This window comes from Leucobacter luti (assembly GCF_050310065.1).
GTDB classification, from domain to species: Bacteria; Actinomycetota; Actinomycetes; order Actinomycetales; family Microbacteriaceae; genus Leucobacter; species Leucobacter luti_B.
This window is the reverse complement of sequence record NZ_CP190007.1, coordinates 2,805,403-2,830,538: the sequence shown is the minus strand read 5'-3', so window position 1 is coordinate 2,830,538 and position 25,136 is coordinate 2,805,403. Positions and strand designations below refer to the sequence as shown.

Here is a 25,136-nt window from a genome sequence, read left to right as displayed (position 1 = left end):
TGCACGGCCAAGAGAAGAACCCCTTGATCATCTCGATCGAGGGGTTCTTCTTTTGCTTCTAGACCAGCTTCGACACCGGCAGGTCACGAACAGCTCGCCGCGCGTCACTCAATGTACTGATTGACATCTCGATCTCGACGGCGAGATCAAGCAGGTCCCCAGGCGTGCGCGACAGTGTTTCCCACGAACTGCCATCCCGTACGGTGTAGCCCAGCCCTGGCAGATAATTGCCTTCAACATCCTTGCCTGCCGTGTGCGGGTGTGCATGGGAGAGCTTGTTGCGTACCTGCTCTCTCGCCTTTCTGAAAGCTGCAACTGCCGTATCTAACAACTCCGCCGTCCCCGCACCATTCACGTGCGGTCGATAAAAGCCAGCGAGCTTCCGTAGTGCGTTTTCCTTCTCGCCCGCCATCTTGCCTCGGGCCTCCGGCAGCGTAGTAACGCCCGCCTCATAGAGAATTGCAGCCACTGTTTCTTGGGTCTGCTGTAGGAACAGGTGACACCTGATCTGTGGTGCCGTGTGGCGCTGCTGGGAGGATGTCATCATGCCCAAGCCGTTTCCCCGTGAGTTCCGCGACGATGTCGTTCGCGTTGCCCGTGCTCGAGAAGCCGGCGTGACTGTCAAGCAGGTCGCGACCGATTTCGGGATCAGTGAGAGCTGTCTGCAGAACTGGCTGCGCGCCGCTGATGTCGAGGACGGCAACCGTCCTGGGGTGACCTCGACGGATTCGGCGGAGTTGCGGGAGTTGCGGAAACGGAACCGGCTGTTGGAGCAGGAGAACGAGGTGCTGCGGCGTGCGGCGGCGTATTTCGCGCAGGCGCATCTGCCGGGAAAATGAGTTACCCGCTCGTGAAAGAGCTCGCCGCTGACGGGATTCCCGTGGTGGTGTCGTGCCGGGTCCTCAAGCTCTCCCGTCAGCCCTACTACCGCTGGCTTGCGCACCCGGTCACGGATCGGGAGCTCGACGAGGCGCATCGCGCGAACGCCCTGTTCGACGCGCACCGTGATGACCCGGAGTTCGGACACCGGCTCCTCGCAGACGAGGCTCGTGAGGCCGGGCAGCCCATGTCGGATCGGACAGCGTGGCGGATCACGTCGACGAACGGCTGGTGGTCCGTGTTCGGCAAGAAGCGCGGCCGGGGCGGGAAGAAGCCCGGGCCCGCCGTGCACGACGATCTCTGCGTCGTCACCGACGAGAAGGGCCGCAGCCGGCACGTGTTCGCCGCTGAGGCGCCGAACGAACTGTGGCTGACGGACATCACCGAGCACCGGACCGCGGAGGGCAAGCTCTACCTCTGCGCGATCAAAGACGCCTGCTCCGGTCGGATCGTCGGCTACTCGATCGACTCGCGGATGAAGTCCCGTCTCGCCGTCCAGGCGCTGGAGAACGCGGCCCAGCTGCGCGGTAACATCGCCGGCTGCATCGTGCATTCGGACCGCGGCTCTCAGTTCCGAAGTCGGAAGTTTCGTCGCGCGTTGACCCGCCACCGGCTGGTCGGGTCGATGGGCAGAGTCGCGTCCTGCGGCGACAACGCCGCCATGGAATCCTTCTTCAGCCTGCTGCAGAAGAACGTCCTCAACCGCCGCTCCTGGGCCACCCGTGAAGAGCTGCGGATCGCGATCGTGACCTGGATCGAACGCACCTACCACCGCCGTCGCCGGCAACCCCGCCTCGGACGTTTGACGCCCGTCGAGTTCGAGACCATCATGAACAAGAACCTGGCCCTCGCGGCCTAACAAGAACTGTCACCTGTTCCTACAGCAGACCCCTGGTTGCACCCGCATGCCGCAGATCGTGACGGCGCAACCCAGGCAACCCCAGCGATGCAACCAGTTCATCCCAGCCGGTTGCGTTCCGCAACGCTGCAGTCGTGATAACACCTCCACGCGGACCCCGCAACAGGGGCGCGTTGCGACGACGTTGCGTCGTGAGCCGTCGCAACACCGGTGCAACCGGATCGATAATGGGCACAAGCCGCGCACGACGCCCTTTTGGCGCTTTGGCGCTCAGCCCGCCGGTTCCGGGGAAACACTGGCGCTCGATCACGACGACCCCGTTCTCCCAATCCACATCCCTGACCAACAGGCCTGCGACCTCTGAAGTGCGCGCAGCGAGGAACGCGCTCAGCATTACGTGGTCGGAGTAACTCTGATGCACCTCGGCACATGCTGCCGCAATCCACACCACGTCCGCAGGCGAAGGCATCTCTCGGGCGGGCACGAGCCTCCCTTGCTCCCGGCTCCTCCGGCTAGAACGGTGTCGTGCTGGATTGCGACTGATGAGCTCATCACGAACAGCCTCGTCAAGCACCCGTGTGAGGGCGGCAATCGTGTCCTTCACGGTTGACGGCGAGTGCCGAACTTCCCACTCATCGATGCATCGATCCACGATACCAGCGGAGAGGTCACGGATGCGGACGTGGCCAAGCATGGGCAGAACGCGAAGCCTCAGGCCAGCTCGGTAGCCGCTCGCCGTGGAGGTCATATCGACGCCACGCAGGAAGCGTCCCCGATCAAACCTGCATAATCACTCAGCGTGATCAGCGGGTCCAGCTTCTGTTTGAACGATGACCGCATGAGCTCAAAGAATTTCTCGGCTTCGGTCTCATTGTTGACGGTGACCGAACGACTTCTGCGGCGATGCGTGATGGGTTCGGTCCACCGCACTCGTGCACGAAGTCGGGAGCCGCGCAGATGGACATCAGTGCTGAGGCGGGTGCCTTGCGGAGGATTGTAGGAGTACTGAATGCTCATGAAATCGAGGATCCAGCATTCCCCCCAGCTGGCTGGCCAGAGTGCTGCAAACCGACAGCCTTACGTCTCGAGACTTCTCAACTTCGGTTCGCCCGTCTTACGAAACCGAATTGCAATGAGCCCGCGTGTTCAACAGAAGAGATCAGCAATGTCCCATGCGGACTTAGCGGCGTAGGCTCAGGGGTATGCATAAGTCCTGGGCTTCGAGCGAAGCCATTCGGAAGTCTATGCAAGGTAATCACGGACGCGATACCAAGCCCGAGCTTGCCGTGAGACGTCTGGTCCACGCGGCAGGTCTTCGATATCGCGTCAACGCGCGGCCGGAGAAGGACCTGCGCCGGACCGCTGACTTGTTGTTCACGAGGGCACGGACCGCCGTTTTCATAGACGGCTGCTATTGGCACGGTTGCCCCAAGCACTCCACGACTCCCGCGACGAACAAGGACTACTGGGAAGCCAAACTGCTCAGAAACCGGAGTAGAGATATCGAGACGACGGCGGTCTTAGAAGAGAGAGGATGGCTGGTGCTGCGCTTCTGGGAGCATGAGAACCCAGTGGCTGTCGCTGATCGGGTTGTCGGGTCCGTGCGCAGCCGGCGTTCGGGCATCGGCTGAGTCTGCGACTCACGAATCCAGACCTGCACGCTGGCCAGGCGCCTCGGTCCTCCCTAATGCCGACCGAAACACCATTAGGTTCTTCGATCGCTGAGACGAGTCTTACAGCGTCTTACTGAAACAGGTGGGGGGAACCGCCTGTTTCACCGCCTACGAGTGTCTTCTGCTGGTTGTGCTCTGACCTCAGCGATTACCCGTTCTGCAAGGTCAAGACCGTGGGCGATGGACGGGGTCTCCACGGCCAGATAGGTCGGGTGGTCTGAATTGATGACGAAGCCGCCGCCGATTTCCTTGACGAGTGGTGCCAGTCTACGGACGCCGTCGAACGTGGCGGCAAAGTAAACAACCGGGGCGTCTGACCAGCCGTCGGGGTGACCGCGGCATGAACCGCGTGTGTGCAGGCCCAGCGTGTTGAGGGCGAGCACGAGGGCGGCCACTCCGAGTTCAGAAGGAACAATCGACGCGTGGCTGAGCGGATCATATTCCTCCACTACGGCCAACTGCGCGGGGCGAAGCGAGGGTTCCTCGACGTCGTAAGACTCAATCGCGTCAATAACAAGCTCGAACTCGTCCTCGTCATGAGCCACGGCGGCCACCGCGTCACAAGCCTGACGTTCCCAGTCCAGTTCCTCCTGTGCAGCCTCGACTGAGATCCGTCCGGCCGGCGTTATGCCATGCATCTGGTCCAAGGGAGGAACGAGTTGGACAACAGGGTCGGGTGTCTCCCAATCGTCGGGACTGTAGTTATCGATCTGTTCAAGGAGGTCTGCCGGAACGGGAGGCCAGTACATCGTCTGCGCGGGAGGCCGCGGATCGCGTCGTCGATTGCTCAGGGGGTAGGGCATCAGTTCAAGCCTCCAATGGTTTCGTTGAAGTGCCGAGTGAAGCATCCTCGCGCTAGCGGGGCAAAGCCGCGATGTGACGCGCAAGTGCTGTTGAAAGCTGCACGGGAACGGCATTTCCAATCTGCTTTGCGATCTGCACTTTGCTGCCCATCCATCGATACGAACGGGGGAAGCCCTGGAGTACAGCAGCTTCGAAATGGGTGATAGCCCGATCTTCGACCGGATGCAAGTATCTGCCTTTCTCCGGCTTGAAGAACTCTGTCCTGATCGTGACCGACGGGCGATCCCAGCGTAGACGGCCCATCACGTCCGCTGCACCGGTAGTGTGTTCAATCCAGCATCTAGCTTTCAGGTGGTCGGGGAGATCGAACCGGTTGCCGCCCAGCGGGATCTCTGCAAAGCGGTCTGTCGAGATCTTCTCGTAGCGACGCGTTACGTGCAGGTCCTCGCTGGTGTAGACGCCTGCTAACTCGGCGCCCGCGAATCGCTGCTTTCGGCTCGGCAGTTCGATCTGGGACACGGAGGACTCGATGCCTTCGAGCGCCTGACGTACGGTGCGGTGTTGATCGGTCCAGTCGCCTTCGGGCATTGCGACGCGTGGGAGATCTCGGCGACGTCCGATGACGACTGCGCGACGCCGGCATTGAAACGCACCGAAATCCGCGGCGTTCAAGATGAACGGGTGCACCGCGTAGTCGCTTAGCGGCCCTCCTCTGTGGGTCCATCGGCGGAGGGAGCGGAACTGCGGTGAGGTCAGGAACTGGGTCACGTTCTCAAGCACGAAGTACTTCGGCTGCGAGGCGCGAATCGTCAAAGCGTACTCGCGCCAAAGCCGGTTGCGTGCATCTTGGACGTCCTGCTTCCCGAGAGCAGAGAAGCCTTGGCATGGAGGACCACCGATCACTACATCGACCTCAGGGATATCGGCCGCTTCTCGCCATTTCGTGATGTCTCCAACATGCACATGGTCGGCACCGTGGTTCGCCGCATACGTGGCGGCGGCCGCACGATCCCACTCGACTGCCTGCGCGACCGAGTAGAGACCCGTCTCGGTGAATCCTTGCGTCATTCCCCCAGCGCCCGCAAACAGGTCGATCAGGCGCAGAGTTGTCATTTCACTGATTCTAGGGGCGGAACACTAGCACTGATAGAGGCACGCCGGCGGTGTTGAAGGTGCTCGCCAACTGTCGGCCGATAGCATCGGTATCACGCCCGCGAATCCGCGGGCGTGATTCGCGAAACGGGGAGGCGGCATCGATGGCGAGGTTCCGCACCAGTGCCCGATCGGTGGACATGCTCGGGCGTCAGCAGATCGCTGGCGTGCCCACGGCGGTGTCCGAGATCTTCAAGAACGCCTACGATGCCTACGCCACCCGAGTCCGGGGTGACTTCTTCCCGGAGCGAAGAGTCCTGGTTATCAGGGACGATGGCGTCGGGATGTCGCGTGAAGACTTCGAGTCGAGGTGGCTGACCGTAGGCACAGACAGTAAAGCAAAGGGCTCTGTTCTTCCCAAGATCCCCCGCCCACCCAACACCGCGGAGCGGCGCCAAATGGGTGAGAAAGGGATCGGCCGACTCGCGATCGCTACCCTGGCGCCTCAGCTCCTCGTCGTTACCAGGCCCCAGCGGTCGCTTGACAGGCTCGACGACCAGTTCGTTGTGGCATTGATCCAATGGTCACTGTTCGAAGCCCCCGGTCTCACGCTGGAAGACGTGACCGTGCCTATCCGCGAGGTCGCTCGCCTAGACGAGATCACCCCAGACCTCGTCATCGAGATGCGAGACGAGTTTCTAGCTGCGCTCAACAAGCTCGGCGACAAGGTCTCGGCAGAACATCGCGCCCGCATCGTCACAGAACTGGAACACCTGGACGCGGACATACTTCGATATCTGCGACTCAACGGGCCCCGGATTGGCACTGGCTCCGGCACAGCGTTCGTGCTCAGCGCTGTTCACGATGACCTTGATGCTGCAATGACCGTGAACGACGCGAAGGCGAACGACTATTCAGTCAGTGAGTTCCAACGGTTCCTGCTGGGTTTCACGAACACGATCACCGCGGAAAACAAGCCCGACTTTGATACCGAGTTCGTGCGTCATGAGCCAGCCGGGCCTGTCGATGTGATCGACCCCTCCTCTTACTTCTGGGAGGCTGAGGACTTCAAAGATACCGATCACACCATCGAAGGCGAGTTCGACGAGTTCGGAACGTTCCGCGGCAAGATCAGCATCTATGGCAACGAGCCCGTTGAGGTCGTCGAATCATGGACAGGTGCAAAGGGGGACCACTCAGGATGCGGTCCTTTCCGGATCAAGTTCGGATACGTGCAGGGCCAGGCCTCCGACTCACGCCTCCCTGCGGAGGACTTCGCTCGCATGACTGAGCGGCTGGAGAAGATCGGTGGACTATACGTCTATCGAGACGGCATCCGGGTGCTTCCATACGGAAACTCCGACTACGACTACCTACAAATCGAGCAACGACGCTCACTCAACGCCGGAACTTACTTCTTCTCCTACCGACGAATGTTCGGCGCCATCGAGATCGACAGCGAGCGCAACCCACAGCTCCAAGAAAAAGCTGGCCGTGAAGGGTTCCGCGAAAACCGCGCATATCGAGACTTTCGTGACATCCTGAAAGGATTCCTGGTACAGCTCGCGGCCAACTTCTTCTCGAATCGAGCAGAGACCGCCGAAGAATGGCGCACAGAACGCGACCGGCTTAAACGACGTGCGGAGGTCCGCGCTGCAAGGGAGCGTGCAGAGCGAATCGCACGCGAACGCTTCGTGAAGCAGTTGCATGAGAAGATCAACTTCATCGAATCCGGGCGACTTGGCAGCGCCACCGAAGAGATCGTCCGTCGGGCAGAAGCACGCCTGGCTGATGAGTCGCAGCTGATCCCCGACCTAATCGGGACAGAACGCTCTGCCAGCGACGACATTGAAGCACTACGAAACCGTATTGCCGTCATGAAGCCAGCAGATCTTCCGCTATCACGCGACGAAGAACGAGACTTTCATTCATACAAGAGGCTCCTAGTTTTCGCTGACGAACAGCTCGCCCTCGCAGCAAACCGGATCGAGGTTATCCTCCAAAGCGCGAAGAGCGACGTGATCGGGCGCGAGGACGTCGAACGAGAACGTAAAGAGCGTAGAGCTCGACTGACGGCAGTCTCCAATGCGGGTCGTCAGCGCATTCGTCAGCTCGCAGCGGATGTGCAGGAACAAGTGACCGCAGTCGGCGGTCGTCTCGCAACCGACGCTCACGCCAGTCTCGCCGCATTCGACGAAGTCGTCTCCCAACTACGCGACGAGGCTGAAACGGCGGGATTCTCCGAAGAGCTCCGTCTTGCCTCCGAGATCCGATCAGCGACCGAATCGCACGCCGCGGTGCTTGAGCAGCTGTTGGAGCAGGCGCATGCACTCATCGAGAACGACGGGATGCGGGAGGAAAATCTCCTACTCAAGGAGGAGGTCCTCGACCTTCATGAGCAACTCGACGGCAACGTCGAATTGCTGCAGCTCGGACAAGCTGTGCAGATCGTCAGTCATGAGTTCGAAGCCAGCATCCGGTCTGTCCGGAATGGGCTAAAGGCCTTACAGCCCTGGGCCAAGTCGACCCCGCGACTGCAACCAATTGTCAGGGATCTGCGTGCCTCGTTCGCCCATCTCGATGGATACCTAAGACTCTTCACGCCCCTTCAAAGACGTCTATATCGTGAGGCCGTCACGATCAACGGTGACGAGATTGAATCGTTCCTGAGGGGAGTCTTCAACGACCGTCTGGAACGTCATGATGTCGAGATGGTGGCGACAGAGGCCTTCCGTGAGTGGGCCTTCACCGGGTATCCCAGCACTTTCTATCCTGCGTTCGTCAACTTGGTCGACAACGCTATCCATTGGATAAACGCGGAGCCAACGGAGCGGCGGAGGGTAACGCTTGACGCGGACTCACAAGGCGCCTCGATCAGCGACACCGGTCCGGGGGTGCGGCCCCGTGACCAAGAGGCCATCTTCGAAAGAGGATTCAGCAGACGACGCGGGGGACGAGGGCTGGGGCTGTCGCTTGCCCGTGAACTTCTCGAAAGAGACGGCTGGACGCTCGACCTGGTTCCCGATGAGACAGGGGCGGTGTTCCGCCTCACGCACGAGGAAGGTGCAGATGGATGAGCAGCCTTGACTCAAGCCACTCCGCCGCGCTGCGGTTCCTGCAGACTGTGGTCGTCGTGGACGATCACGCGTACACCGTCGTTGAGGAGGCCGTTGAGGCAGCCACCTTGGGAGATGAGTCCATCGACGACGAGTACGAGCCGATCGGCGCTCTCGATACGCTCGACGATCTGGCGGACCCGCAAGAGTTTCATACTGAGGTCGTGGTTGAGGCATTCGCGGACCTTGGCATTAACTGTGCTGTGCTCGCTCCCGATCCGGGGGAGCACGAAGCTGACGTGCAACGCATGGAGAAGCTTGCTCGCCGATCAGACATAGTCATTCTCGATTGGGTTCTAAACCCACGTGACCGTACAGGATCGACGCCGAACGTGGCGGATCAGACGAGCCTCGGCTTCATCAGGGAAATCCTCCGCGAAGACAACGCCGGTGGAGGGCGTGTGCGCCTCATCTGCATCTACACTGGGTCCGCGGATGCTGAGGCGATACTGGACAAGATCAGCGCCGCGCTCGGGGAGGAACTGCAAGGTGGCGCGGCAACGCGGATCGGTCACACTATCGACCTTGGGTCCACTCGCGTTGTCGTTCTTGGCAAGGAACGCCAGGTACCGGTCGGCACGATCGAAAGCGTTCCGTCGAAGGACCTGCCGACGCGAGTCGTCGATGAGTTTGCGGGTTTCGCGGCAAAAGGCATGCTCCGTGAGATCGCGCTCGACTCCTTGGCCACGGTGCGGAATGAGTCACACCGCCTTCTACGCCGGTTCAACAGTGAGCTAGATCCCGCTTTGATCTCGCACAGATCGGCAACCTCACCAGCTGATGCCGAGCAGTTCGCACGTAACCTCGTCGGTACCGAGCTCGGCGCGATTGTCCTGACTGCCGAGTCAGCTGAGGTGCTGACCGACGAACGCGTGAACGGGTATGTCGACGGCTCCTTGGCCGGACGTGAGACCGCCTACTACTGGAAGACACCGGATGCCGCAGACCCGGCACAATTCCCTGTGGACATCGCGGGCAAAGCACTCAAGCTCGGTATCGACGAAAACGAACGCATCAGAGAGACGGATAGGAAGCTACATCCGCGGATCAGTAGAACACCGCTCCTGCTGGCTGGCGAGAAGGAGGAAATCCGAGCCGGGGCAAAACGGATCGATTCTCGCTTCTCGATGCTCTCCTCGTTGGCAAGGGACCCCGAGTTCGAAGGACAAGGCTCGCCACCGCCGATACTGCAGCTTGGCGCAATCGTCTCCAACAAGGTCGTTTCAGTAGATTCTTCAGAAGCGTCAGCCGAGCCGGATATGCGATCCGTTCAGGATGACCCCGTGGAAGAAGTTCGGTACTGGGTCTGCTTGCAACCGCTCTGCGACTCGGTGCGTCTCACCGAGTCGACCAGATTTCCTCTTCTTCCGCTCAAGAATGGGCACTCGAACTTCAACTACGTGGTCGAGCAGGGCGGCGATCACATCACGCTTGAGCATGCTGGCTTGAAAATCAGCGAGATGGAGCTCGTTCGTTTCGCTCCTGACCCAAGCCTCCTTACCGTCCGTGCGAGGTGGAACGGTGATCGCTGGGTTTTCGATTCTCAGGCAGGTGAGTCATACGACTGGAAAGGCTCGCTACGACTGGACAAGGCTCATAAGCTGCTCCAGTCCGTCGTCACAGTGGCCGGCCGTATCGGGATCGATGAGTACGAGTACCTTCGCGGGGCAGCACGCTGAGAACTCTGCTGCTCGTCGGGGCAGGGTGGGCATCGGAAAGTCTCCATTAACCTCCTTCGAAAGGCTCTTCTGAGGAAGAGGTGTCTTCGAAGCTAGTGGGCCAATCTAGTGGTCAATGTCCTGAAAAGCATGCAAAACGTGACGCGCTCTGCAACGCATGGAACGTCAAAACCCTGGTCAAGTACAGGAAAGCGTTCGATCCGTCTGCCTGGGGGGTCAAGGGGTCGCAGGTTCAATTCTTATAAGCCAAGCAATCTCCCTCGGCGAGTTCAGGGGGTCGTGTGAACACCGGTGTTTTATTCGATCTGCAGTAGTTTACTGAGGGCTTCTGTTGGGGTGTGCCAGTTGAGGGTTTTCCGGGGGCGGCCGTTGAGTTCTGCGGCGACGGCGTTGAGGTAGTCCTGACTGTACCCATTGAGCTTGGTCCCTTTGGGGAAGTACTGGCGGAGGAGTCCGTTCGTGTTCTCGTTCGTGCCTCGTTGCCAGGGCGAGTGCGGGTCGCAGAAGAACACGCCATCTCGTAACTCGAGTTCTCGTGCGATCCGGGCGTGGTCTGAGAGTTCTTTGCCTTGGTCCCAGGTGACGGAGAGTCGGAGATGATCGGGGAGGTGCCCCATTTGTCGGATCATTTCGTTCGCGACCGTGACCGCGTCTCGCCGCTTGGGCAGGTGGAGCAGGATCACGAACCGGGTCGACCGTTCCACGAGGGTGCCGATCTGACTGCGGCCATCCTTTCCGAGGATCAGGTCCCCTTCCCAATGCCCCGGAACCGCACGGTCTTCCACTTCGGCGGGCCGTTCGGAGATCATGACCATGCCCGGGATCTTCCCGGGGCCATGACCCTCATGCTGTTGACGGGTACGCTCCCGGGGCACCCGTTGTGCCCGGCCACTGCGCAAGCACCCTGCCAGCTCACGACGAAGCTCACCCTTGCCCTGCACATAAATCGACCGGTAGATCGCTTCGTGTGAGATCTGCATCGATGGATCGTCAGGAAAGTCCATACGCAATCGTTGCATTATCTGGGCCGGGGAATGCCCAAGCTTAAGGCGCGAGGCCACCAGAAACTCAAGCCGGGGATGCTGCTGCAGTTTCCCTGGCTTCGGGCGCGCGAGCCGGCGCTCGGCTTGTCGTTGGGCCAAAGAGGGCGAGTACCAGTCCGTCGATGTTGGTGGGCGGGTGGTGCGCTTGGGCCGATACATGGGGGCCCTGCCACGATTACGTCGCAGCTCGTTCCACACCGTCGAGGGAGACCTCCCCAGATCGCGTGCGATCTGCCGAATCGAGTCGCCCCGAGAAACTCCCCCGAGAATGCGTTCGCGTTCCCGGAGCGAGAGATACCTGGAATGAATCACGGGGGTCTGCCTTGGCACCATCCCACCAGCATGCCGGAACAAGAAGTCACCATGGGCCGGACGGAAACCCGCCACCAGTGACGCCTGCTGCCGAGTATCCCCAGCCCGGATCCGCCCCCAAAAAAAGATCTCTTGCGACCGAAAAATCTTCCTCGTACGCCGCTGCTGAACCATCGAGTTCCACCTAACCCATCAAGGTGTTCACACGATCCCCTGAACCCGCCCTCGACAGGCTCCTTCTCAGTGGGGTATCTCTTGTTTCTGATGGACAACACAAGACAGCGGAATCAAGTTCATCGAGGATCGGCATTACACGGGGCTTGGGCCCCGTCAACGACTGAGATCGCGTCGCGGCGGCGTTCAGCGGGTGAGGCGTGTGCTGGTGATGGAACAAGGACCTCCGTTGGGTGGATTCGAGTTTGGCACCTAATCCATGCCGGAGATCTTCACGCCAGATCAGGCCTCACAGCGTTTCATGGGGCTGCGGCCAAAGAGCCCGACTACAAACCAAACCGACGGCCAAGCCAGGCCTGTCACGCACACTCACCGCCCATCAGCCCCAAAACTGACCCCAAGCGCCCGCAGCGCGAGCCAGGCCGCCGCGCGGTCATCGGGTCGGTCCATGGAGAGCCCGGTGAGCTCCTCGATCCTGCGGATGCGGGAGGCCAGCGTCTGCCGGTGAATGCCCAGGCGCGCCGCGCTTGCCCGGTGCCCGGCGTGTGTGGAGAGAAACACCAGCAGTGTTTCGGCGAGTTCGCCGTGCTCGCCCGCGGCGTCGCGGAGCGCGTCGAGCGCGGCCGTGAGCTGTGTGGTCGCGTCGGGGGTCATCGAGTCGAGCACGAGCTTCACGGTCGGCAGCTCGGTGTAGCGGCGCACTCGCTCCTCGTCCTCGAGGGCCGCCTCGAACGCCTGCCTGGCCTGGATCGCGCTGCGCCCGAGGAGCTCGAGCGGTGCGGGCAGCCCGAATCCGAGATGCACGGATCCGCTGCCCAGGGGCGTGAAGCCTGAGACGAGCGCGGCGAGGGGAGCGGTGAGGTCATCGGGGATGAAGCCGCTCACGCTTCCCGTCTCCCGCACGTAGATGTGCTCGGCGCCGAGCTCCTCGAGCCAGCGGATCACGAGCTGCTCAACGTCGATCGTGCGCGTCCTCGCTCCGATCCGGAACGCAGTGAGCTCGGCCTCGCGCACACCCCAGCGGCGCAGCAGCTCCGCGGCCGGGGCGCCACCCAAGAGCAGGATGCCCATCAGGGCCTCGCGGCCCAGGCGCTCGGTGCTGGAGGGATCGTGGGTGCGCAGGACGAGATCGAAGAGCGCGGCGGCCTGCGACGCCAGATCGCGGTTGCGGCTCGTCACGCTCGAGCGGGACGAGATCACGAGATAGCCCGTGAGATCCCGATCCGAGCCGACCTGATGCACCTGCAGGCCCGGGTGGCGCACCCGCACCGGCCGCCCGAGCGCCACCGCGACGGCATCGTCGACGTGCAGCCGGCCGGCCCCCGCCGTCGTGATCACCTGCCCGTGCGCGTCGAGCAGCACCGCCCAGCCGTCGATCCGGTGCGCGAGCTCGGCGATCACCGCCGTGGCGCCGCCGCGGCGCGCCACCTGGGTGAGCACCTTGGTGCCGGTCGTGACGAGGCGATCCGCCGCCGCCTGGTCCGCAGCGACCAGCGCGGTGACCCTCGCGTGCAAGGCGGCCTGGGAGTCGACCGAGGTGCGCACGGTGGTGAGGCCGTCCGTCGGCTCGCGCCCCGGCGGCCGCCCGGCGCCGAGGATCGCCGTCATCCGGTGCTCCGCGAGGAGCTCGCGCAACTCCGGGCCGTCGGCGCCCGTGATGAACACCGCGCGGGCGGTCACCTCGGCGGCCTCGCCGCCCGCCTCCAGGCGATCCCGCAGCCCGTCGACCGGGCCAGTCAGCAGGGTCGCGAAGTCGGTGCTGCCGACCACGACGTACTCGTGCAGCGGGGTGACGCCGTCGACGGGAGTGTGCTCCGGGATCCGGTAGCTCAGACAGACCCCGCCGACCGCGCGAACGATGGCGCGAAGATCCAGGGGCATGGCCCGAGTGTACCGGATGGCCGTGACAGTCTGATCTCATCGACACTTGGCGCAGTGACAGAGTGCTCCGAGGCTTCCTATCATCGGAGGCACCTGAATGTGACGCATTCGATGAATCAACCGCACTCAACGGAGAGGCACCAGAACCATGACCCTCAATCAATCTCCTCCCGCGGCGGGCCACACGGCCGCGGCGTCTGAGCCGGAGAGCGACCACGCTCTGCATCGCGGCCTGGGCGTCTGGTCGATCGTGTCGATGGTCGCCGCGGGCGCGGCGCCGCTCGCCGTCGTCTCCCTCACCGCGCCCCTCGTGATCGCGCTCGGCGGCAGCATCACCGCACCCCTGCTCTTCGCGGCGGCCGGCGTGATCCTGCTGCTGTTCTCCGTCGGCTTCGTGACGATGAGCAAGCACGTGCGCAACGCCGGCGCCTTCTACTCCTACATCCAGGCGGGCCTGGGCCGAGTGCCGGGGCTCGGCTCCGCGACCCTGGCGCTCGTCTCCTACTACCTCCTGCAGGTCGGCCTCTACGCCTACGTCGGCCTCTCGTTCTCGGGCATGCTGACCCGCTTCTTCGATATCTCGACCCCGTGGTGGATCTGGACGGCCGTGGCCTGGATCATCGTGAGCTGGCTCGGGTATCGCGACATCGTGCTGAGCGCGAAGGTGCTGATCATCGCCCTGATCGCGGAGGTGAGCGCCGTCATGATCCTCAATCTGTCGATCTTCGTCCAGGGCGGGGCCGAGGGCTTCCCGGCAGCGGCGCTGAACCCCGCGGGCCTCCTCGACGGAACCCCGAGCATCGGCCTGCTCTTCGCCCTCTTCTGTTTCATCGGCTTCGAGGCGACGGCCGTCTTCCGCAACGAGGCGCGCGACCCCGATCGCACGATCCCTCGCGCCACCTACATCACCGTGATCCTGGTGGGCGGGCTCTACGCGCTGTCGGCCTTCGCGATCGTCATGGGCGCGGGCGCGAGCGAGGCGCTCGAGATCGCCACGAACGACACGGAAAACATGACCCCGAATCTGTTCATCGCGTACACGGGCAAGGTCGTGCACGACCTGGCGCAGATCCTCCTGGTCACGAGTACCTTTGCTTGCGTGCTTACGTTCCACAATGTGCTGACGCGGTATCAGTTCACGCTCGGCTCGATGCGGGTGCTGCCCGAGCGGCTGGGGGCCGTGAACCCGAAGTTCCGCGCGCCCTCGTTCTCCTCGATCGTCGTCACCGCCATCACGGGCGCCTCGGTCCTCATCGTCGTCTTCACGGGGCTCCACCCGGTCGACCAGATCTACGCCTGGTTCTCGGGCACGGCGATCCTGGGCCTCCTGACCCTGATGACGCTCACGAGCGTCGCGGTCATCGTCTACTTCCGCAGGAAGCGGGGCGAGTCCGTCATGAAGGCCCTCGTGATCCCCGCGATCGCTGCACTCTGCATCGCGGGCGTCATCGTGGTGGCCCTGGTGAACATCACCCTGGTCATCGGCGACCCCGTAGCGATCTGGGTCTTGCTGCCGGCGCTCGTCATCTCATTCATCGTTGGCGGGATCATGGCCGTGCGCATGAAGCGCAACCGGCCGGAGGCCTACGCGCAGCTGCACGACGAGGAGAAATAACCCATGCAATTCAAGGGAGAGGAAACATCATGAGGGCAGTCGTTTTTCGAGACACGGAGACCCCCGTCTCGGTCGAAGAGGTGGAGCTCGCGGCGCCGAAGGCCGGCGAGGTCCGGGTGAAGATTGCCGCGGCTGGCGTGTGCCACTCCGATCTGCACCTGCGCCAGGGCGATTGGGTGGTGCCCACGCCGCTGGTGATGGGCCACGAGGGATCCGGAGTCGTCGTCGAGCTGGGCGAGGGCGTCACCTCGCTCGCGATCGGCGACCACGTGGTGCTGAGCTGGGTGCCGCCGTGCGGGGAGTGCCGCTACTGCCAGCAGGGGCACGAGGCGCGCTGCCAGAAGGTCGCGACGGTCGTCGCGCCCCAGGGCGTGCTCTTCGACGGCACCTCGCGGCTGAGCGTCGCGGCGGGGGAGGGCGGCGGCGAGGACGAAGAGGTGCACCACTACCTCGGCGTCTCGTCCTTCGCCGAAGAGGTTGTCGTGCCGGCCTCCGGCGCGATCAAGGTGCGAGACGACGCCCCGCTCGACGTGATCTCGGTGGTCGGCTGCGCGGTCGCGACCGGAGTCGGCGCCGTGCTGAACACGGCGGCGGTCGAGCCCGGATCCACGGTCGCCGTGATCGGGTGCGGCGGCGTCGGCCTCAACGTGGTGCAGGGCGCGAAGCTCGCCGGCGCAGAGCGGATCATCGCCATCGATGTCGTGGCCGAGAAGACCGCCACGGCGCTGCAGTTCGGTGCGACGGATCGCATCGACGCGTCGGCCGGCGACTCGGTCGAGCAGCTCCTCGCCCTGCTGCCGGACGGCGTCGACTACGCGTTCGACGCCATCGGCCGCACCTTCACCACGGAGCAGGCGATCCAGATGCTGGGCCTCGGCGGTGCCGCCGTGATCGTCGGCCTGCCCCCGACCGGGGCGAAGGCCTCCTTCGAGCCCCTCGTGCTGGCGGAGGCGGATCAGCGCATCCTCGGCTCGAACTACGGCTCGGTGCGCCCCTCGATCGACATCCCCGCGCTCGTCGACCGGTACATGGACGGCCAGCTGAAGCTCGACCCGCTGATCTCGGGCCGCAGGTCGCTCGAGGACGCGGCGGATGCGCTCAACGAGCTCCAAGGCGGTGGTGTGCTGCGCACGCTGCTGATCCCGTAGCCGCCGGCGGTTCGTAGCCGCCGGCGGTTCGCAACCGCCCCGACATTAGCTCATCCCCCGCGCGTGGTTTCGCGCGGGGGATGAGCTTATTCGCGTTCGCCGCGCATGACGGGAAAGCCGTCGACGTGGTCCATGTGCTGGGCGGCGATGAGGTGCTCGAAGACGATGTGCGCCTGCGCCGAGGCCACCACGGGATCGGCGGCGATCTGCTGTGCGACGAGCTCCTGCAGCTGGCTGCTCGACGTGCATGCGACGTGCACGAGCAGGTCGTAGCTGCCGCCCATCAGGAAGACGTTCACCACGTTGATGAACTTCACGGCGCGCTCCGCATACTCCCGGCTGCTGCTCTGCGCGCCCGGCTTGAGGCGGATGAAGACGATCGCGTGCAGGTCCAGGCCGAGCGCGGTCATGTCGTACTGCGCGTGGGAGGAGACGATGACGCCGGATTCGCGGAGCGCTCGGAGGCGGGTCAGCGCCGTGGACGGCGCGACGTTCACGCGCGCGGCGAGCTCGTTGTTGCTGATCCTTGCGTCGCGACGCAGCTCCCAGACGATCTTCTCGTCGATCGGATCGAGCGAGCGGGAGTTCGGGGGGAACGTATTCATGGTGGCGGGCTCCCGAAAATAATTTGACTGAGGCCGACCCGGTTGCGGCCGAATCGAAGAAATTTCTATCTCCCATCAGTATCGCAAATTTCTAAGCGATATTCGCGCATCCCTGAGAATTTTTCGACGTCGATCGTACACTTGAGTCAAGGCAATTCCGACACGAAAAGGCGCTGGGGCGGAAGGCGCACCGCGTTCCCAGGCTCGCTGATTCGGTCGCACGGAGTTCCTCTTTCACCGGCCGCACCCGCCTCACGCCGGTGCGCCCGCATCGATCGCCATCGATCGTGAATTCCGCAACCGCAAAGGAGCAATTGTGCACGCTGAGAACCGTCCAAGGGTGCTGCTCGTGGGCCTCGGATCCGTCGGCCGCGCCGTCGGCGCCAGCCTCGCGGCCGCCGATTCCTGTGAGATCGTGGGCGCGGTCGATCTCTCGCCGAGCCGCGCCGGCGTCGAGCTCGCCTCGGTCCTCCCCGGGGCGAGCGCGGGCACGCGGGTCACTTCGGCCCTGGACGAAGCGCCGAACGCCGACATCGCCTTCGTCGCGACGACGTCGTTCATCGCGGAGGTCGAGCCGATCATCCTCGAACTCCTCGATCGGGGCATGCACGTCGTCAGCATCTGCGAGCAGCTGGGCTTCGGATTCACCGACCATGCGCCCATCGCGAGCCGCCTGGACACCCGGGCACGGGAGCTCGGGCTGACCGTCCTCGGCACAGGCTGCAACCCGGGGATCCTGCTCGATACGCTGCCGCTGCTGCTCAGCAGCCTCACGGGCGAGGTGACGCGCGTGATTATGCGCCGAACCGCCGAGATGTCCGGATACGGGGGCATCCTCCCGAAGTTCGGCTTCGGCCTCACCGCCGCGGAGTTCGCCGACGCCCGCGAGGCCGGGAAGGTGATCGGCCACGTCGGCTTCCGGGAGTCCGTCGCGGCGCTCGCCGACGGCCTCGGCTGGGAGCTCGACGAGATCGTGGTCGACGATCCGGAGCCGGTGCTGCTGACCGAGCACCCGCGAGCGACCTCGCACCTCACCCTGCCGAGCGGCACGATCGCGGTGCTGCGGCACTCCGTGCGGGGGATCGTGCGCGGCCGGACCGTGATCGACGCCGCGATCGACTTCGGCATTTTCGAGACCGGGGATCCCTTCCCCGAGGGAGACAGCTGGCGGATCGAGAGCGGCGAGCACGCGCTCGAGCTCACGAGCGGCCGAATCGACAGCTACGAGTCGACCGTCGCGGTTGCCAGCAACGTCATCCCGTCGCTCGGGAGCCTTGCGCCCGGCCTGCTGACCATGGCCGATGTCCCCGTGAAGAAGTTCGCCGTGAAGAAGTTCGCCGGGACCGCGGCGCCGGATCGCGGCCCGCGCTGATCCGAAACGAACGACAGTAACCGAGTGACCACCACCGAAGCCGAGCAAAGGAGCTGCAGAGCATGACCACACACACGCAGGTGAACATCGCTGAGGTGATGAGCCGAGGCGGCAGGCCCCCGGGCAGCCGCCGCGAGGTGAAGATCATCGACACCACGCTGCGCGACGGCCACCAGAGCCTCTGGGCGACGCGCATGCGCACCGAGCACATGCTCTCGATGGTCGAGGAGTTCGACGCGGCCGGCTTCGAGCACGTCGACCTCGTCGCGCCGATCCAGTTCGATGTGGCCGTGCGCTACCTGAAGGAGGACCCGTGGGAGCGGGTGCGGCTCATGCACGAGCACGCGCCGAACACGAAGTTCCGGGCGCTCATCCGCTCGAAGAACCTCGCCACCTTCGACTTCCTGCCCGACGACGTGATCGAGGCCTGGGTCGACCGCCTCGTCGCGAACGGCTTCCGGGTGATCGGCGCCTTCGACGGCCTGAACGATGTCGCCAACATCTCGACGGCCCTGCGGCAGGCAAAGCGGCTCGGCGCCGAGACCTTCGGGGCGGTCTCCTTCTGCGAGTCGCCGGTGCACACCGATGAGCTCTTCGTCGCCAAGGCCCAGGAGCTCATCGAGCAGGCCGATGTCGACCGGATCATGCTCAAGGACGCGGGCGGCCTGCTCACCCCCGACCGCATTCGAACGCTCGTGCCTGCGCTGAAATCCGTGATCGGGGATCGCCCCCTCGAGGTGCACACGCACAGCCTCACCGGGCTCGCCCCGCTCGTCTGCCTCGAGGCCGTCGAGCTCGGCGCCGACTCGCTGCACACCTCGATCGCCCCGCTCGCGTCGGGCAACGGGCAGCCCTCGACCCAGGGCACGGTTCGCGATCTGCGCGCGCTGGGCTACACCGTCAACGTCGATGACGATCGCGTCGCCGAGATCAGCCAGAAGATCGCAAAGATCGCTGAGGACGAGGGCAAGCCGGTCGGCGTGCCGCACGAGTACACCGGGATGCACTACATGCACCAGACCCCTGGCGGCATGCTGTCGAACTTCCAGTCGCAGCTCGAGGCCGCGGGGCTCGCCGATCGCTTCGACGAGCTGATGCAGGAGGTCGCCAGGGTGCGGGCCGAGCTCGCCTACCCGATCATGATCACGCCCTTCGCGCAGCATGTCGGAACGCAGGCGGTGATGAACGTCATGTCGGGCGAGCGATACCGCGTCGTGCCCAACGAGGTGAAGAAGTACGCGCTGGGCTACTACGGCACGCCGCTCGCGCCCCTCGATCCGGAGGCGCTCGAGAAGATCCTCGCGAACGGCTCGGCGAACATCCCCGAGATGCCGGCACCGCTCGAGCCGATGCTGCCGTCACTGCGGGAGCGGTATCCCGACGAGGACATCGACCTGTGGCTGCTCCGCGCACAGTTCGCGGGAACCCAGGTGGACGAGATGAAGAAGGCCGTGGCCGAGGGCATCACGGCGGACGGGGCGCGCACGCCGACGCTCGACCTCATCACCGCGCTGTACGACAGCACCCCGGCCGGCCGGCAGGTGCTCACGAGCGGCGATCTGCGGATCGCCATTGACAAAGATCCCCGGATCGCAACGGTTAAAGGAGAGTAGATCATGACTGATAGCGCCCCCGATATGAAGGAACTCAAGGCGATCATCGACTGGGTGAACGTCGCCGAAGACGTTCGCGAGCTGTCGCTCAAGTTCGGCGACGTCGAGCTGCACGTCTCGCGCAATGCGGACTCCGGCGGATCGCTGCGCGAGCCGGCCGCGGCTCCGCCCCCGGCCGCGGCCCCCGCCGCGGCCCCCACCGTACCGGCGCCGGTCGCCGCTTCGGCCGCTCCGGATCCGGATCCGGCACCCGAGCAGCCGAAGCCCACCGGCGCCGCGGCCGATGCCGCGGTCGATGCTGCGGTTGCGGCCGACGACGAGGTGATCGTCGCGGCGCCGATGGTCGGCGCGTTCTACGCTGCGCCGCAGCCGGGGGCCCCGGCGTTCGTCTCGGTGGGGGACCGCGTGCAGCCGAACACGGTGCTGGGCATCGTCGAGGTGATGAAGCTCATGAATAACATCGAGGCCGGTGTGCACGGCAGCGTCGTGCGGATCCTGGTCGAGAACGAGTCCCTCGTTGAGTACGGCCAGCCCCTCGTGGTCATCAAGAAGGACGCATCGTGAGCGGCGCGCTCTCGAGCGTGCTGATCGCGAACCGGGGAGAGATCGCGCTGCGCGTGATCCGCGCCTGCCGCGAGCTCGGGATCCGCAGCATCCTGGTGCACTCCGAGGCCGATCGCGATTCGCTCCCGGTGCGGCTCGCCGACCAGACGATCTGCATCGGCCCGGCCCAGGTGAACCTGAGCTACCGCAACGCCGAGGCCGTGATCTCGGCCGCGCAGGCGAGCGGGGCCGATGCGATTCACCCCGGCTACGGCTTCATGTCGGAGAACGCCGACTTCGTCGCGCTCTGCGAGGCCGAGGGCGTCGGTTTCGTGGGCCCGGCCGCCGAGGTGATCCGGCGGATGGGCGACAAGATCGAGGCGAAGAAGATCGCCCGCCGCGCGGGCGTGCCGACGGTTCCGGGGTCTGACGGCGCGATCGCGGACCCCGAGGAGGCGTTCCGCGTGGCCGAGCAGGTCGGCTTTCCGCTGCTCATCAAGGCCGCGGCCGGCGGCGGCGGGCGTGGCCTGCGCGTCGTCGAGACCGCGGAGACCCTCGCGAGCGATCTCGCCGCCATCATGGCGGAGGCGGAGGTCGCGTTCGGCGATCCGTCCGTCTATATCGAGCGCTACCTCACCGACATCCGCCACATCGAGATCCAGGTGATCTCAGACGGCACCACGACCCTGCACCTCGGCGAGCGGGACTGCACGGCGCAGCGCCGCAACCAGAAGCTCGTCGAGGAGGCGCCGTCGCCCGCGCTCGACGCGGCCGCCCGCGAGGGGCTCTCCCGCGCCGCCGTAGCGCTCTGCGAGGAGGTCGGCTACACGAACGCCGGCACCGTCGAGTTCGTGTTCGACAACACGACCGGCGAGTACTACTTCATCGAGATGAACACGCGCATCCAGGTCGAGCACCCGGTGTCGGAGATGGTGACCGGGATCGACCTCATCAAGCTGCAGCTGCAGATCGCCGGAGGCGGCGCGATCGAGCTTCGCCAGGAGGACGTGCTGGTGCGGGGCCACGCGATCGAGTGCCGGATCAACGCCGAGGACGCCGACCGGGACTTCGCGCCGAACCCCGGCACGATTCGCGAGTTCCGCGCTCCGGGCGGCTTCGGCGTGCGGCTCGACAGCCACATCGAAGCCGGGTCCACCATCCCGCCGTTCTACGACTCGATGATCGGCAAGCTCATCTGCTGGGGGCAGGATCGCGACGAGGCCATCGACCGGGCGCTGAGGGCGCTCGAGGAGCTGCGCATCGAAGGCCTGATCACCACCGCGGGATTCCACCGCGAGGTGCTCGACAGTGCGCAGTTCCGAAGCGGAGCGTTCAACACCGGCTTCATCGCCGACTTCCTGGAGGAGCGAGAGCATGCACACGTCTGAGACCGCAATGGCTGCGGGGCCCGGCCCCGCAGCGATCCCGCCGCTCGTGCCGCTGCCGCAGCAGCGGCACCTCGAGACCGAGATCCCGGGCCCGCGCTCGCGCGCGATGATGGTGGATCGCCGCGCGCAGGTCTCGAATGGATTCGGGGCGCAGCTCCCCGTCTTCATCGAGCGCGCAGACGGCGGGATCCTGCTCGACGTCGACGGCAACCGCATCATCGATCTCGCCTCGGGGCTCGGGCCGACCTCGCTCGGGGCCTCGAACGCGCGGGTGCGCGAGCGGCTCGTGGCGCAGCTCGATCGCTTCACCCACACCTGCTTCATGACAACGGAGTACCAAAGCTTCGTCGACGTGTGCCGGTGGCTCAACGAGCACACGCCGGGCGACTACGAGAAGCGCACCGCGCTCTTCACCACCGGCGCCGAGGGCAACGAGAACGCGGCGAAGATCGCCCGCTTCGTGACCGGGCGCAGCAAGTTCCTGGCGTTCGACGGCGCCTACCACGGCCGCACGCACCTGACGATGTCGCTCACCTCGAAGGCGAAGCCCTACAAGACCGGCTTCGGGCCGTTCTCGCGCGACGTGGTGCACGCCCCCGTTCCCACGTCGCCGCGCTCCTCCGCGGACGATCACGGCCCGAGCCTCGCTCGCGTGCGCGAGATCCTGATCGAGAACGACCCCTCGACATTCGCGGGCATCATCATCGAGCCGATCCTCGGCGAGGCCGGCTGCATGCTCCCGATCCCCGGCTTCCTAGCCGGCCTGCGAGAAATCGCCGATGAGTACGGCATTCTGCTGATCGCCGACGAGGTGCAGAGCGGCATGGTGCGCACCGGGAAGGTCTGGGCGATCGAGCACGAGGGCGTCGTGCCCGACCTGCTGGTCGCGGCGAAGGCGCTGGCGAACGGGATGCCGCTGAGCTCGGTGACCGGCCCCGCGGAGATCATGGACGCGATTCACTCGGCCGGCCTCGGCGGCACCTACGCCGGCAACCCGCTGTCGTGCGAGGCGGCGCTCGCCGTGTTCGAGCAGATCGACGCGGGGCGCGTGCTCGAGCAGGCGAGCGAGATGGGCGAGATCGCCGCCGAGATGCTCCGGCCGCTGCTCGGAACCGGCGTCGGAGTGATCGACGTGCGCGGCCGCGGCGGCATGATCGGCATCGAGTTCGGCGACGAGGAGACGCTCGAGCCCGCACCGGCCCGCGCGAGGGCGGTCACCGAGTACTGCCACGCGAACGGGGTGCTGGCCCTGACGAACGGGGTGCACGAGAGCGTGATCCGGCTCCTGCCGCCCGTGGTGATGGAGCCCGCACTCTTCCGCGACGCGCTGCAGGTGATCATCGACGGGATCCGGAGCGTGGGGGCGGAGCGGGGGTGAGGGGATCGGCTCGCTGCATTGGCCGCCGGAAGTTGGCGATCGAGACTGGGACCCAAACCGTGGGGCAGGTCACGCCCGCAATGCGTGACTCGCCGCCTAGTGTGATTGTGCGCGGTTTCGGTAGCTGCCGGTCTCCCAGGCGCCGTTCTTCAGCTGCCCGGGCGCCCACACGCGGGTGTGCCTGCCACTCGTTCGATTGAACGGTGGATGGAACGCGGGGGTGTCGGCGATATCGGCAGAGGTCATCCGTGACAGGACCTCCATGCCGAACGCCGCTTGGCGTTCAGCCATGCGCTTCACCCGGTCCGTCAGCATGTCCGCGGGGAGCTCGCTGGCCGCAGCCTCGAGGGCCCCGGGGATCCGGCGCTGCATGTCCACGAGCTGGTCGTGGAACTCTCGTCGGTCCATGCGCAGTGCGTCGGCAGTGCGGGCCAGATTTCGTCCCGTGATCTGGCGGTAGGCGCGTTCTTTGCCGTACCGCACAGCAGCGGAACTCTTGAATCGCACGCGGTCCGCATCCCACATCCCATGTGCTGAGATGAGGTCGTAGGCCGGGGCGAGACGCACCAGGCTGCCGCTGAGGATGAGGCTGTGATTCTTCGCGTGCGCATCGACCCCCGCGGCGAGCAGGTTGAAAGAGAGCAATCGTGCGAGGGCCATGTGATCGCCGTCCCGCCACCGTGGAGAACTGTGCTCATCGATGATGGTGATCATGTCGGCCATCGTCGGGCCGCCGTTCTCTTCGTACTTCCGAGAGGGCAGGAATGACATTGCCTGGCAGAAGTCCTCCTGGTGCAGTCGAGTGACCGTTCCTTCCTGGCCAGCGAGGCGATCGTAGCGCTGCGTGACGAATGCCGGCAGGCCGGTGAAATCCTCGATCTCGACTGGTGCGGTGGTGAGCCCCAGCTGGCGTGACGCGCGCATCGTGACGAACTCGACCGCCTGGACCTCGGCGTTCGTGTGGCCCTGGGCGGTGACCATGCCAGGCTTGACGATATGCGTACTGGGCATGCGGCCGTTCGGTTCGAACCACTTCCCGCCGACCCGTGCGAGCGCGAACTTGCCCTGATTACCGCCCAGAGAGAACCGACTCTGATCTTCGTCGCTGTCGTCGACCCAGTGTTCGGGATCCTCGATGATCTCTTGGATCCGCGCGGCGATGCGCGCATCGGTGATCTGCGACATGCTGCCGAGCTGAGACGGCTCGGCGCCCTGCGGTACGACTTGCACCGAACCGGGGGCATCCTGCCCCATATGCCTCAGCAGGGTGAAGGGATCGGTGCGCGTCTCCCCGAACTTTGCCGCCCACCGGTCCCGCACCTCCATCGCGTCCGGAAGCAGGTTGGACAACCAGGGCATCACCTCACGCGGGCCGTGATGCTGCTGGATCAGCGGCATACTCACCGAAAGGGGAGTTGCATTACGCCTCCGGAAGTACGCACTCTCGTAGGAGAACTCCACTTCATCAGCGGTTCCCCGCATGAGCGAGCCCGCGAGACTGCCATCGAGCCAGAGGTCAAGAATGTCCGGGTGGCCGCTCATGTCAGCTCGTCAAACAGGGCGTCCAGATGCGACGTATTCTGCACGGGGTCGAGGTGCAGTTCGTAGCCGAACGCGGTCGCCACGTTCAGTGCGGCTTCCAGGGAGGGCACGAGTTTTCCCGATTCAAGTTCCTGGACCCACCTGCGGCTCATGCCTGTTCGTGCGCTGAGGTCTTCCTGTGTCATCCCGGCGCTGATCCGGTGCGAGCGCACGAACTCCGCGAATGCTCTCGGTGATTGAATGAACACCGCGACCTCCTGTCGTGCACAGTATCGTGTGCGAGCAAGGATACGCACATTATTCTGCGCTTTCAAGTGTTGGCGCAGAATAATGTGCACTGTGTGGCGGAGAGAGCGAGAGCGATTCGGCGGTGGCACAACGAGCTCAAGCGCCTGACGATGTCGCTTGCTTCGAAGGCGA

General features: G+C 64.6%; 21 protein-coding genes. 11 read left to right on the top strand and 10 right to left on the bottom strand.

The window, feature by feature from the left end; genetic code table 11:
* Window positions 1-58: 58 nt before the first annotated feature.
* Complete coding sequence (locus ACOPJ3_RS12895; RefSeq protein WP_427869570.1) at window positions 59-469, bottom strand: hypothetical protein; 411 nt, start codon at window positions 467-469, stop codon at window positions 59-61.
* Between the two features lie 76 nt (window positions 470-545).
* On the opposite strand from ACOPJ3_RS12895, the gene ACOPJ3_RS12890 reads away from it, so the two are divergent.
* Window positions 546-1,738 (top strand): IS3 family transposase gene (locus tag ACOPJ3_RS12890; RefSeq protein ID WP_427871232.1). Its coding sequence is split into 2 segments (ribosomal slippage): window positions 546-830 and window positions 833-1,738, totalling 1,191 coding nucleotides; the frame shifts between segments, so codons are not numbered across the junction.
* Between the two features lie 19 nt (window positions 1,739-1,757).
* Here the strand turns inward: ACOPJ3_RS12890 and ACOPJ3_RS12885 are convergent.
* Together ACOPJ3_RS12885 and ACOPJ3_RS12880 are read right to left on the bottom strand one after the other, a co-directional pair.
* Complete coding sequence (locus tag ACOPJ3_RS12885; protein ID WP_427871231.1) at window positions 1,758-2,207, bottom strand: tyrosine-type recombinase/integrase; 450 nt, start codon at window positions 2,205-2,207, stop codon at window positions 1,758-1,760.
* A 275-nt stretch (window positions 2,208-2,482) separates the two neighbouring features.
* Entirely contained in the window at window positions 2,483-2,755 is a 273-nt protein-coding gene (locus tag ACOPJ3_RS12880) for a hypothetical protein (protein WP_427869569.1), read from the bottom strand.
* A 185-nt stretch (window positions 2,756-2,940) separates the two neighbouring features.
* On the opposite strand from ACOPJ3_RS12880, the gene ACOPJ3_RS12875 reads away from it, so the two are divergent.
* On the top strand, window positions 2,941-3,369 hold the full coding sequence (locus ACOPJ3_RS12875; RefSeq protein WP_427869568.1) for a very short patch repair endonuclease: 429 nt from the start codon (window positions 2,941-2,943) through the stop codon (window positions 3,367-3,369).
* 143 nt (window positions 3,370-3,512) lie between these two features.
* Here ACOPJ3_RS12875 and ACOPJ3_RS12870 read toward each other — a convergent pair whose 3' ends face one another.
* Together ACOPJ3_RS12870 and ACOPJ3_RS12865 are read right to left on the bottom strand one after the other, a co-directional pair.
* Entirely contained in the window at window positions 3,513-4,214 is a 702-nt protein-coding gene (locus ACOPJ3_RS12870; RefSeq protein WP_427869567.1) for a hypothetical protein, read from the bottom strand.
* Window positions 4,215-4,266: 52 nt separating this feature from the next.
* On the bottom strand, window positions 4,267-5,328 hold the full coding sequence (locus tag ACOPJ3_RS12865; RefSeq protein ID WP_427869566.1) for a DNA cytosine methyltransferase: 1,062 nt from the start codon (window positions 5,326-5,328) through the stop codon (window positions 4,267-4,269).
* A gap of 143 nt (window positions 5,329-5,471) precedes the next feature.
* Here ACOPJ3_RS12865 and ACOPJ3_RS12860 point away from each other — a divergent pair, with 143 nt between their 5' ends.
* Both ACOPJ3_RS12860 and ACOPJ3_RS12855 read left to right on the top strand, forming a co-directional pair.
* Window positions 5,472-8,384 carry an ATP-binding protein gene (locus ACOPJ3_RS12860; protein WP_427869565.1) on the top strand — a complete coding sequence of 971 codons (2,913 nt, stop codon included), beginning with the start codon at window positions 5,472-5,474 and terminating at the stop codon, window positions 8,382-8,384.
* Window positions 8,381-10,102 carry a response regulator receiver domain gene (locus ACOPJ3_RS12855; protein ID WP_427869564.1) on the top strand — a complete coding sequence of 574 codons (1,722 nt, stop codon included), beginning with the start codon at window positions 8,381-8,383 and terminating at the stop codon, window positions 10,100-10,102. Before ACOPJ3_RS12860 ends, ACOPJ3_RS12855 begins: the two co-directional genes overlap by 4 nt.
* Window positions 10,103-10,398: 296 nt before the next feature.
* Here ACOPJ3_RS12855 and ACOPJ3_RS12850 read toward each other — a convergent pair whose 3' ends face one another.
* Window positions 10,399-11,631: an IS30 family transposase gene (locus ACOPJ3_RS12850; protein ID WP_427869563.1), complete on the bottom strand. Its 1,233-nt coding sequence runs from the start codon at window positions 11,629-11,631 to the stop codon at window positions 10,399-10,401.
* Window positions 11,632-12,000: 369 nt separating this feature from the next.
* Complete coding sequence (locus ACOPJ3_RS12845; protein ID WP_427869562.1) at window positions 12,001-13,512, bottom strand: PucR family transcriptional regulator; 1,512 nt, start codon at window positions 13,510-13,512, stop codon at window positions 12,001-12,003.
* Window positions 13,513-13,660: 148 nt separating this feature from the next.
* On the opposite strand from ACOPJ3_RS12845, the gene ACOPJ3_RS12840 reads away from it, so the two are divergent.
* Window positions 13,661-15,127: an APC family permease gene (locus ACOPJ3_RS12840; protein ID WP_427869561.1), complete on the top strand. Its 1,467-nt coding sequence runs from the start codon at window positions 13,661-13,663 to the stop codon at window positions 15,125-15,127.
* 29 nt (window positions 15,128-15,156) lie between these two features.
* Complete coding sequence (locus tag ACOPJ3_RS12835; protein WP_427869560.1) at window positions 15,157-16,275, top strand: alcohol dehydrogenase catalytic domain-containing protein; 1,119 nt, start codon at window positions 15,157-15,159, stop codon at window positions 16,273-16,275.
* A gap of 86 nt (window positions 16,276-16,361) precedes the next feature.
* Here the strand turns inward: ACOPJ3_RS12835 and ACOPJ3_RS12830 are convergent, their stop codons facing one another.
* Window positions 16,362-16,880, bottom strand: coding sequence for an Lrp/AsnC family transcriptional regulator (locus ACOPJ3_RS12830; protein WP_427869559.1), 519 nt, complete (start codon window positions 16,878-16,880; stop codon window positions 16,362-16,364).
* Window positions 16,881-17,196: 316 nt separating this feature from the next.
* On the opposite strand from ACOPJ3_RS12830, the gene ACOPJ3_RS12825 reads away from it, so the two are divergent.
* The 5 genes from ACOPJ3_RS12825 (at window position 17,197) to ACOPJ3_RS12805 (ending at window position 23,174) form a co-directional block, all read left to right on the top strand.
* Window positions 17,197-18,252, top strand: a complete 1,056-nt coding sequence (locus ACOPJ3_RS12825; protein WP_427869558.1) for a hypothetical protein — start codon at window positions 17,197-17,199, stop codon at window positions 18,250-18,252.
* 62 nt (window positions 18,253-18,314) lie between these two features.
* Window positions 18,315-19,865: a pyruvate carboxylase subunit B gene (locus ACOPJ3_RS12820; protein WP_427869557.1), complete on the top strand. Its 1,551-nt coding sequence runs from the start codon at window positions 18,315-18,317 to the stop codon at window positions 19,863-19,865.
* Between the two features lie 3 nt (window positions 19,866-19,868).
* On the top strand, window positions 19,869-20,429 hold the full coding sequence (locus tag ACOPJ3_RS12815; RefSeq protein ID WP_427869556.1) for an acetyl-CoA carboxylase biotin carboxyl carrier protein: 561 nt from the start codon (window positions 19,869-19,871) through the stop codon (window positions 20,427-20,429).
* Complete coding sequence (gene accC, locus ACOPJ3_RS12810; RefSeq protein WP_427869555.1) at window positions 20,426-21,796, top strand: acetyl-CoA carboxylase biotin carboxylase subunit; 1,371 nt, start codon at window positions 20,426-20,428, stop codon at window positions 21,794-21,796. The genes ACOPJ3_RS12815 and accC overlap by 4 nt, the downstream gene beginning before the upstream one ends.
* Window positions 21,783-23,174, top strand: coding sequence for an aminotransferase class III-fold pyridoxal phosphate-dependent enzyme (locus ACOPJ3_RS12805; RefSeq protein ID WP_427869554.1), 1,392 nt, complete (start codon window positions 21,783-21,785; stop codon window positions 23,172-23,174). The genes accC and ACOPJ3_RS12805 overlap by 14 nt, the downstream gene beginning before the upstream one ends.
* A gap of 96 nt (window positions 23,175-23,270) precedes the next feature.
* Here ACOPJ3_RS12805 and ACOPJ3_RS12800 read toward each other — a convergent pair whose 3' ends face one another.
* Window positions 23,271-24,716, bottom strand: a complete 1,446-nt coding sequence (locus ACOPJ3_RS12800) for a HipA domain-containing protein (RefSeq protein WP_427869553.1) — start codon at window positions 24,714-24,716, stop codon at window positions 23,271-23,273.
* On the bottom strand, window positions 24,713-24,964 hold the full coding sequence (locus ACOPJ3_RS12795) for a helix-turn-helix domain-containing protein (protein WP_427869552.1): 252 nt from the start codon (window positions 24,962-24,964) through the stop codon (window positions 24,713-24,715). The genes ACOPJ3_RS12800 and ACOPJ3_RS12795 overlap by 4 nt, the downstream gene beginning before the upstream one ends.
* Window positions 24,965-25,136: the final 172 nt, after the last annotated feature.